Origin of the sequence: Kistimonas scapharcae (assembly GCF_039540975.1) — a bacterium.
GTDB lineage: Bacteria > Pseudomonadota > Gammaproteobacteria > Pseudomonadales > Endozoicomonadaceae > Kistimonas > Kistimonas scapharcae.
Genome location: NZ_BAABFL010000355.1, coordinates 1 through 8,211 on the forward strand (window position 1 = coordinate 1; position 8,211 = coordinate 8,211).

The window sequence follows — 8,211 nt, forward strand, 5'->3', positions numbered from 1 at the left end:
CAGAATCAGTGTTCAAGACTTACCAGAATGGGTGTTCAAGAGTTACCAGAATCGGTGTTCAAGTTGTGCCAGAATACGCAGGAGGCACCAGCGCACTCACATTAGGGAAAAGCCCTATCAGTGTGATCGGTGTGACAAAGCCTATAAAGATAAAAGAACCCTTAAAGACCATCAGATTCTTAAGCATTCCTTTATTGAAAAGTCTGGCTTTGGGGATTGGTTGGCTGCTCTTTCGCCATTTTCGGAGAGTGAATGTATTGGTTTTCCTTTGATCCCAGAGAGTGACAGTGAGAGTGGCGATAGACCTGAATAGTGCAGAGCAATGACGGTGTGAAGGTTGATGGTTACCATGGGTAGTACCAGAGAATAGAGAGACTCTGATAATCTGTCATCGGAATGAAATGCGGATGCCATACCGTGTCTGGACAACAACAATAAAAAACAGGAATAAGAAATATGAATACAATGTTTTTCAAGGCGCTTGCTTTGGGCGGGTTTACTGCGTCTTTTGCTCTGGCTGAAAGTGTCAGCTTCATTGCGATCGGTGACATGGGAACCGGCGGTGACAAACAGTATAAGGTTGCCAATGCCATAGAAAATCTTTGCCAGCAAAAAGCCTGCGATTTTGCCATTGGTCTTGGCGATAACATTTACGAGGCGGGTGTCGACAGCAGTCGTGACGACAGTTTCCAGAGTAAATTCGAGCAGCCTTATGCAGGATTGGCTTTCCCTTTTTTCATGTCGTTAGGCAATCATGATAACTCTCACTTTGCCAGCGGTGGCGGACTGGATAATTTCAAGGGAGAGTATCAGGTTGCCTATCACTACCGGGATGATCGCAGCAGTGACAAATGGCGTATGCCTAACCGTTACTATCATTTTACAGCGCCATTGGGGAGTGAAGAGCCGCTGATTGATTTCCTTGCGCTGGATTCTAACCCGATCGCCGGTGGTCTCGATTGGGATTACCAATACTGGCGCAAGCCTTATACGAAGAAGCATAAGGAATGGATTAACCGTACCTTGTCGACTGCTGAGGCTCCCTGGAAAATTGCATTTGCCCATCATCCGCTTCGTTCCAACGGTCTCCATGGTAATGCCGGTTTTTATGATGGTCTGGCAGGGTCTGGTAAGGACTGGCAGAATCTGATCAAGGAAACCATTTGTGACAAAGTGGATGTGCTGATCACTGGCCATGATCATGATCTGCAATGGTTAAAACCAAGCAGAGACTGTGGGAAAACCTTCTTCATCGTGTCTGGTGCTGGCGGTAAAACGCGAAGCCTGACCAATCCTGACCGTAATCCTGCCTGGTGGCAGGTCGGTGATTCGCTGGGCTTTTTCAGAATCCAGATCGAAAGTAATCAGTTTACCGGTGAAGCCTATGTGGTTGATGCAGAATCAGGTCAGTGGGAGTTAGTTTACAGCCATGCCATCATGAAACCGTAGATTGCCTGTGTATAGATGCTTGGATTCCAAAATAAGGAATCGTGATGATAAGGCAATATGTTGCATGGAAAATTAGACCTTGGCAGATATTTTTAGGATGTTTTCCAAGGTCTAAAGATTGTGAACCATTTGCTGCTGTCTCAATATCATCTATGCACATCTTCTGCTGAGAACAGTAAAGAGTATCGTGTGTGTATAAATAAATTTATTAACAACTCACTCTACCCGTGTCTCATTCTTAAGCGCTCTTTGATGGCTGGTTCAAGGTTAATTGTTGGCAAGTTAGTCGTAAGATCGTCATCATGCTTGGCAATATATTCAATTTCCTGACAAAGCAATAGAAACTTCCCTAGATCCTTGCCGTTTTTGCAGGATGTCATCATGATCCTGATGCCTACAGGCATTTCGCTATTTCTTGCATGGCCAATTGGAATGGTCGCTGAGATCAAACCGGGCAAGTTCCCTACAGACGAAAACTGAATATATTGAGCCGCTGACTGCATGTCTGCACAGCCATATTTTCTGTCTCCTGCAAGGAAGCAACTCCCCTCCTGAACTTCTGGCGCCACTGTGCAGGTTACCGGAGTTAAGATAAAGTCATAGCCATTTTCGTGGAGTGATTTTATCCTGTTTTTTAATAGGGCTTGGTTTTGTTTTGCTATATTCATGCACTCATCTGAAACTTGTTGGGCGAGGTTCATGTTAAGTTTAAGTTCTGGTGTGCATCGTTGTTGGGTTTCGGGGTCTAACGCATTGAATGCATTGGCATTAACTTCTCCTATCAGCATCAGCGCTGACTTAATCAGTGTTTCCGCATTCTCTTGGTGGTCTAAATAGCCCATAATGTCGACCCCATCAATGCGAGGTGCCTGATCTTGATATTGTTTCCTGTGTTCAATGAGTTTTCTGATTAATAATCTGCATTTTTCACCAATTTCCGGATCAGTAATACAACTACCAATGTGGTCAAATGCCAGGCGGCTATTATAAAATTCTGTCGGTGAAACGGGTTGTAGCTGAATATCACTCAGTTCCTTGACACCGCATAATACCCTTTCCATGTTTCTGGCAATGAGAGCTGGGCTTATCATACCCAGTGAGTTATCAAAGCCACTGTTATCCATATTGAACAAGTCCCGCTCTTGGCCATCTTCATTAAAAAACTTGCCGCCCTTAAAACATACAAGCCCCTGAGCTTGCGCAGTATTTGTACCGGAGCCAAGTCCGTCTGTCACAACTGCCAGAGGACAGGCGCCTGAACTGACCAGCGTTGTCGGCCCTGATGAAGAACCTGTGGGTTGGCGTTGGGGGGCGATTTTCAGGATTATCCATTGGAGTATGCCTTGTAAAAAGCTGTCTCCTTCAAAAGCCCATTTGATTATACGCTGAGGAGTACCTTCGACACGCTCCGTGAGCTGTACAAATTTACTGTAAACATTGTGTATGTTAGGCCAGTTAGGGTTATGCCCACTATTACCCGCCCCGAGTTGATGTTGGTTGCATGTAGCAATGACCCTGAATGGACTATCACCATCAACTGTTCTTTGCATGCATCCGATGCTGGTATCGTCACGGGCTTTATCACCAGGTATGCCGTAGTTTGTGACTTTTCCTTTTAATCTGATATCGGATTTGCGCGCTATGGGGATCTTGTCAGCGCTGGTGTCATCACTCGGCTCCGGTTCTTCGAAGGATTGAACGGCGTCACCAATAACCATTCGGTGTTCGGGATGAGCCTCCAAATGGTTATTGATAACGGTTTCGATATCCTCACCAGACAGCCCTTTAAAACTCTCCAGGTTGTTGTTTGGGTCACTCTCTTGTATTTCCCCTACATCACGATTTTCTGGAATATACCCTTTTTCCCTTACGCATAGTGATTGGTAGTCGAAAAACTTCGGGTCGTCAGCGAACTCTGACGGTGATGTTATTGTTTCTTGTGATTCTGATGCTGTTTCTGGTTGGGGTAAATCTTCAAATTGAAAAGTATTGAGCTGATTGAATCCATTCAGCCTTATTATAGCTCTGCGAAAAAGCTCGAATTCTGAGAAATACTCAAGAGTTTTCAGTATCCATCCTCTGTTCACGTCGCCTCGATTGATATAGCTTTTTGGATTGCATTGTTTGACTTCTCTTGATATCTCTGACCATTGACGAGGTGTGACCTCAGTAAGACGTTGTGATGTTAAGTATTTCAGGCTGGTAGATGATATACCACTCATAATTTACCCCCCCCCTTCCCCCCTTATAGAAAATTAAGCTCAGATCAGCCTTAAACGTTCTTTCCGGAGGATGCCGACAATAGTTAATATTAAATGTGTATCCTTATTTAACGGATTCTATATGTTTGCCTTGGGAAGCTAGCTCATTTTCTCTAGTAGATCTAGAAGTGGAGGTGTATTTTGTTATTTTCTTGGACGAATAGTGATTTTTGTTAGCATTGTTTGATTTTTAAATGTGTAACAAGAAAAGGGGATGCTGGGGATTATATTCATGCATAGTCTTTTATTCGAGAAAATATACTGGAGCCACACTATTTTGAAGCGAGAGTTAAAAGGGACAAGGGATATGGGAAAAGTTGTATAGGCAAACTGATTATGCTTCATTGACTATATAAACAGCGCGTGAAAGACAAAACCATTAACTTTTTTGATTGGAGTTCTGCTTTGTGAAACTTCTGGTTTTATTGTTTTAATTATGTCTACCACTGATCTTTCTTTATACCCTACCAAAAAGTGTTAAGTACCCAGACTAACGTTTTCTCAGCGCATCAGGCCGTGCCCTGCCGGTTGTAAACGCTAAAATATGAGGTTGTTTATGGTCGGGTACTTAGTTTTATTGTGGCTGGGGATAGAGGGATGGCTAATGAGTATCAATTGGCATCGAAGCGATTTATGCCTAAAAAGCGTGTGATTTCGCGCTGGGGCTTGGTGACAACAAAGGGTAGTAGTCACGATGGGTCTTTCACAGTAAGTTTAAACAGTCCTATGCGGATGCTGCTGGCCTATACCCAGACAGTCACTCGTCAGTAACCCGGTTGTCAGTAGTGCTGACTTTAGTCGTACGGGATGTAGGGGAACTAACACTGGTTTGATGTTTCCAATGAAATACTCTCCCGGCGGGCGACAGGCTCTTAAGAACAGGTTTGCAAGAAAATGTGCCTGACGGGAGAGACCACGTTTAGTCATTATTCATGACAATAGCTGTATATCCCCAATGCTTCGTGCGTAAAGTGCCGGTGCCAGTGCTTCGATGGTGTCGCAGGCTTGTGTGAATACGGCAGTATGCGATGCCTTACCTGAGACTGAATCCGGCTTCTGGATCAGGTTACTGACACGCCGTGCAATGGCTTGGCCAGAATCAACCCACCGCACATCCGGTGCGCAGGCAGACAATGCCGCTTTCATCAGTGGAAAATGCGTGCAGCCCAGCACAATGTAATCGGGTATTAGCGGCCGGTGAACAAAAGTCGACAGGATTTCCGTAAGATGAACCTGGCTGACAGGCAGGCCGCGTAACTGCTGTTCTGCCAGATAAACCAGCTCCGATGAACCCACCCGAACAACGTCGCAGTCACTGGCAAATTCCCGGATCAGTTGGTCGGTATAGGGACGATTCACTGTGCCAGGAGTTGCCAGAAGACCAATGCAGCGGTTTTGTGACAGACTGGCTGCAGTTTTAATGGCAGGTACAACACCGACAACGGGCACCGGGAGTTCCTGACGAACACGTGGCAGGGCAACCGTGCTGGCAGTATTGCAGGCAATCACCATCAGCTGGGGCCGATAAGTATCCAGCAGGCGACGGAGACACTCGCTGACACGCGCGATAACCTCGGCCTCACTTTTCGGGCCATAGGGAAAACCGGCGTTATCGGAGCAGTACACAACGGGCAGCCAGGGTAATTGCTGGCGAACCTCATCAAATATGCTGAGCCCTCCGACCCCGGAATCAAAAATGACAATAGGTGACACGGGTCTGGTCAAATCTCATGGTTGTTCATTCGGCACGTCCGTTATGCGGTACCAGGGCGTGCATTCCGCCCACATTGTAGGGTGAGACAGGGATTGCCCAAATAAGTAAATAGCCCGTTCAGGGCTGTTCGGCTTGTGTCTGGCAGTTCAGGCAAAGCGGCGTTTCCGGCCGGATTCTCAGTCGTTCGTAGCCGATCGGGTTATCGCAGCTCCGGCAGAAACCATAGTCGCCACTGTCCACATCCGCCAGCGCCCGAAGCACCTGGCGCAGCTGCTGTTCGCATTGCGCCTTGCTGGCCTGCGCCATGCTCTGTTGCTGGAGAGCATCGATCCGGGAAACCCGTCCGAAGGCCTGCTGGACCAGTGTGACGGTTTGGGCGGATTCACGGGTGCGATCCAGCTGTTGCCTCAGGTCGTCACGCAGGGACAGCAGGTTGCCTGTTAATTCTTCCCGCTGCGCCCGGGTCAATTCATCCATCGATAAGCCTTTAATAACGGTATGTTTACAAGGGGATTTTCAGAGGTTCTTCGGTATGGCACAGCTGACCGGAAAGATAGATATCCCTTGGTGTGGAGTCTCGTATATCCCATTGAGTCATGTTAATACGCAAGGCGAGCAAAATCATGAAAAAGGCGATGAAATGGATGCGTGGCTATCAATACTCTTGGCGAGTCCCGAGACCATACGTTGACCAGTGAGGTGGAGGACTCCGTTTCTGGTATCGTTGACGCCCCGGTATTACACTGTCCCGCCATGGCGGGTTGCGATATGACCTGCCTGTCACCGGTATGAAGTGAAGCTCATGTTTTCCAGTTGTTTCCGCGCTGATGTTTTTGATCAATTCCCTGCAGATAGTCACTCCCTCCTGAAAGAGATTGTCCTCAGCCAGGCAGGGGTGATATTGCCAGATCAGGTAGATACCTTAACGAATACGTTGGACAGCGCGCCGAACGATCTGCTGGTTCGTTTGATGCCTCTGGCCGCGGCCTGTGCCTGGGCGCCGGTTTCATCGTTCTATGTCGGTGCAGTTGCCCGTGGGTTATCGGGTAAGGTGTATTTGGGTGCCAACATGGAACTGGCCGGTGGCAGCATGGCAGTTACGCTGCATGCAGAGCAGGCGGTGATCAACAATGCCTGGCTGAATGGTGAAAAAGGATTGGAGAAACTGGCGGTTAATGCGGCGCCCTGTGGTCACTGTCGGCAATTTATGTTTGAAACAGCAACAGCAGAATCCCTGGATATCATGATTGGGAATATGACGGACAGCCAGGTTGTTGAACACTGTCAGTTGACACAGTTATTACCGTCAGCGTTTGGCCCAAAAAATCTGGGTGTTTCAACGCTATTGATGGATGACGCATCGCAATCGTTGCAGGTAGATGAGAGTGATCCGTTAGCCGTGGCTGCTTGTCAGGCAGCCTGCGCCAGTTATGCCCCTTATACTGGCGGTTATGCCGGTGTCGCACTGCGAACCGATGATGATGCCGTGTTTGTTGGTCGTTATGCCGAAAATGCAGCGTTTAACCCCAGTCTGACAGCGATGATTTCTGCGTTATCTCAATTGCGTTTTGCCAGCTTGCAGATACCACGTCGTATTGTTGAGGTTGTTATGGTTGAGCGCCCGTCTGCAATCAATCATAAGCAACTTACGGACAATATCGTCGATTTGCTCGAGGGTTGCGAATACCGTTATTTGCCCGCACAGCGGGTGGCTCAGAATGAGATAGCATCATAACGAGCATTGTGGTTTAGGGGATTCTACCACCTGTGATGGTGAAGTTATCGATTCGTCATTGCAGGTGTACGGTGAGTGTTGCTGGTATCGTATTGAGGCAGAACTATCCCGTCATGCAGAGGATGGTGGTTTATGCGCTTTTCTGTTTTCCTGCTCGTAGCTGTTCAAGCCGGGGATCTTGCAAGCTAATAAAGTGGCTGAATGGTAGACGAAACATAGGGTTTTTCCTCATACAAGCAGCAGCAACAATGCAAAGCTGCATTTCCCATGAGAAGTTTTCCAACTGTTCTATGCTTGGGCAAATGGGGTTTTCCATAAAGTTACTGTAATTGTTGAATGTAGAAAATATAGCCGCTTTCAGCGTTCTGTCTTCACCTTTGGGTTTTTTGTTTTTAAGTACTTCGTGAAATTGTTCCCAGGTCAATGTTCGTAGCTCTCTCCTGTCAACCTTCTTTATTTCTATCATGTCTGCTAAGTATTCAGGCTTTTCAGGATAGACCGCAATTTCCAACGGTATGACGCCAAATGCCCATATATCTGTGTAGTAGGTATATTCATAAGGGCGATGGAGTTTTTTAGATAATATGATTTCCGGTGCCCAGTATTTTGGGGTTCCTTCCAAACAATTCGGTTGTGTATCAATATCCGATGACAAACCAAGGTCGGAGACTTTTCCGTCAACATCATTATCGTGGAATAAAAGTAAGATGTTTGCAGACTTTATATCTCGATGAAGAATATCTTTAGTATGCATATGGTTGATGCCAGACGCAGCATCGCGTAAACATTTACGGATTATATATTCATGGTTAGGCTCCTGTGCCTTGGTCGGATGACTGCGCTTTAGATAATCATGAAGACTCATTTCATAACGTTGCATCATCAAGCCTGAGAGGTGCGTATTCTTAAACAGTTCAATTTCTGCGATACCCAGAAAATGCGCAATATGTTCATGTGGAGCAATCTTTTTATATTCCTTAAATCCCGCTTAACCTTGGGAATGTGAGCAAGCTGGCCGTACTTTTGGCAACAGAGTACAGTTTTTGCACAAA

The 8,211-nt window shown here is 46.6% G+C and carries 8 protein-coding genes; 4 read left to right on the top strand and 4 right to left on the bottom strand.

The annotated features are described in order from the left end of the window. Together ABD892_RS12745 and ABD892_RS12750 are read left to right on the top strand one after the other, a co-directional pair. Window positions 1-272, top strand: a 272-nt coding sequence (locus tag ABD892_RS12745) for a hypothetical protein (RefSeq protein WP_345196131.1), incomplete at its 5' end; no start/stop codon positions are given. A 184-nt stretch (window positions 273-456) separates the two neighbouring features. Beyond that, window positions 457-1,449 (top strand): metallophosphoesterase, encoded by a 993-nt coding sequence (locus ABD892_RS12750; RefSeq protein WP_345196132.1) that lies wholly within the window; start codon window positions 457-459, stop codon window positions 1,447-1,449. A gap of 221 nt (window positions 1,450-1,670) precedes the next feature. On the opposite strand, the gene ABD892_RS12755 is transcribed toward ABD892_RS12750, so the two are convergent. The 3 genes from ABD892_RS12755 to ABD892_RS12765 form a co-directional block, all read right to left on the bottom strand. Then, complete coding sequence (locus tag ABD892_RS12755; RefSeq protein ID WP_345196133.1) at window positions 1,671-3,671, bottom strand: amidase family protein; 2,001 nt, start codon at window positions 3,669-3,671, stop codon at window positions 1,671-1,673. A 969-nt stretch (window positions 3,672-4,640) separates the two neighbouring features. After that, window positions 4,641-5,423, bottom strand: coding sequence for a glutamate racemase (murI, locus tag ABD892_RS12760; protein ID WP_345196134.1), 783 nt, complete (start codon window positions 5,421-5,423; stop codon window positions 4,641-4,643). 118 nt (window positions 5,424-5,541) lie between these two features. Continuing rightward, complete coding sequence (locus tag ABD892_RS12765) at window positions 5,542-5,901, bottom strand: TraR/DksA family transcriptional regulator (RefSeq protein ID WP_345196136.1); 360 nt, start codon at window positions 5,899-5,901, stop codon at window positions 5,542-5,544. 171 nt (window positions 5,902-6,072) lie between these two features. Here ABD892_RS12765 and ABD892_RS12770 point away from each other — a divergent pair, with 171 nt between their 5' ends. After that, window positions 6,073-6,216, top strand: coding sequence for a hypothetical protein (locus ABD892_RS12770; RefSeq protein ID WP_345196137.1), 144 nt, complete (start codon window positions 6,073-6,075; stop codon window positions 6,214-6,216). Between the two features lie 10 nt (window positions 6,217-6,226). Further along, window positions 6,227-7,159: a cytidine deaminase gene (cdd, locus tag ABD892_RS12775; protein WP_345196138.1), complete on the top strand. Its 933-nt coding sequence runs from the start codon at window positions 6,227-6,229 to the stop codon at window positions 7,157-7,159. Between the two features lie 130 nt (window positions 7,160-7,289). Here the strand turns inward: cdd and ABD892_RS12780 are convergent, their stop codons facing one another. Beyond that, window positions 7,290-8,123, bottom strand: coding sequence for a protein kinase domain-containing protein (locus ABD892_RS12780; protein ID WP_345196140.1), 834 nt, complete (start codon window positions 8,121-8,123; stop codon window positions 7,290-7,292). Window positions 8,124-8,211 lie beyond the last annotated feature (88 nt).

What these genes read in the sequence shown, in the direction of transcription:
- ABD892_RS12750 (WP_345196132.1), top strand. Translation starts at nt 457, where the DNA reads ATGAATACAATGTTTTTCAAGGCGCTTGCTTTGGGCGGGTTTACTGCG.
- ABD892_RS12765 (WP_345196136.1), bottom strand. Translation starts at nt 5,901, where the DNA reads ATGGATGAATTGACCCGGGCGCAGCGGGAAGAATTAACAGGCAACCTG.
- ABD892_RS12755 (WP_345196133.1), bottom strand. Translation starts at nt 3,671, where the DNA reads ATGAGTGGTATATCATCTACCAGCCTGAAATACTTAACATCACAACGT.
- cdd (WP_345196138.1), top strand. Translation starts at nt 6,227, where the DNA reads ATGTTTTCCAGTTGTTTCCGCGCTGATGTTTTTGATCAATTCCCTGCA.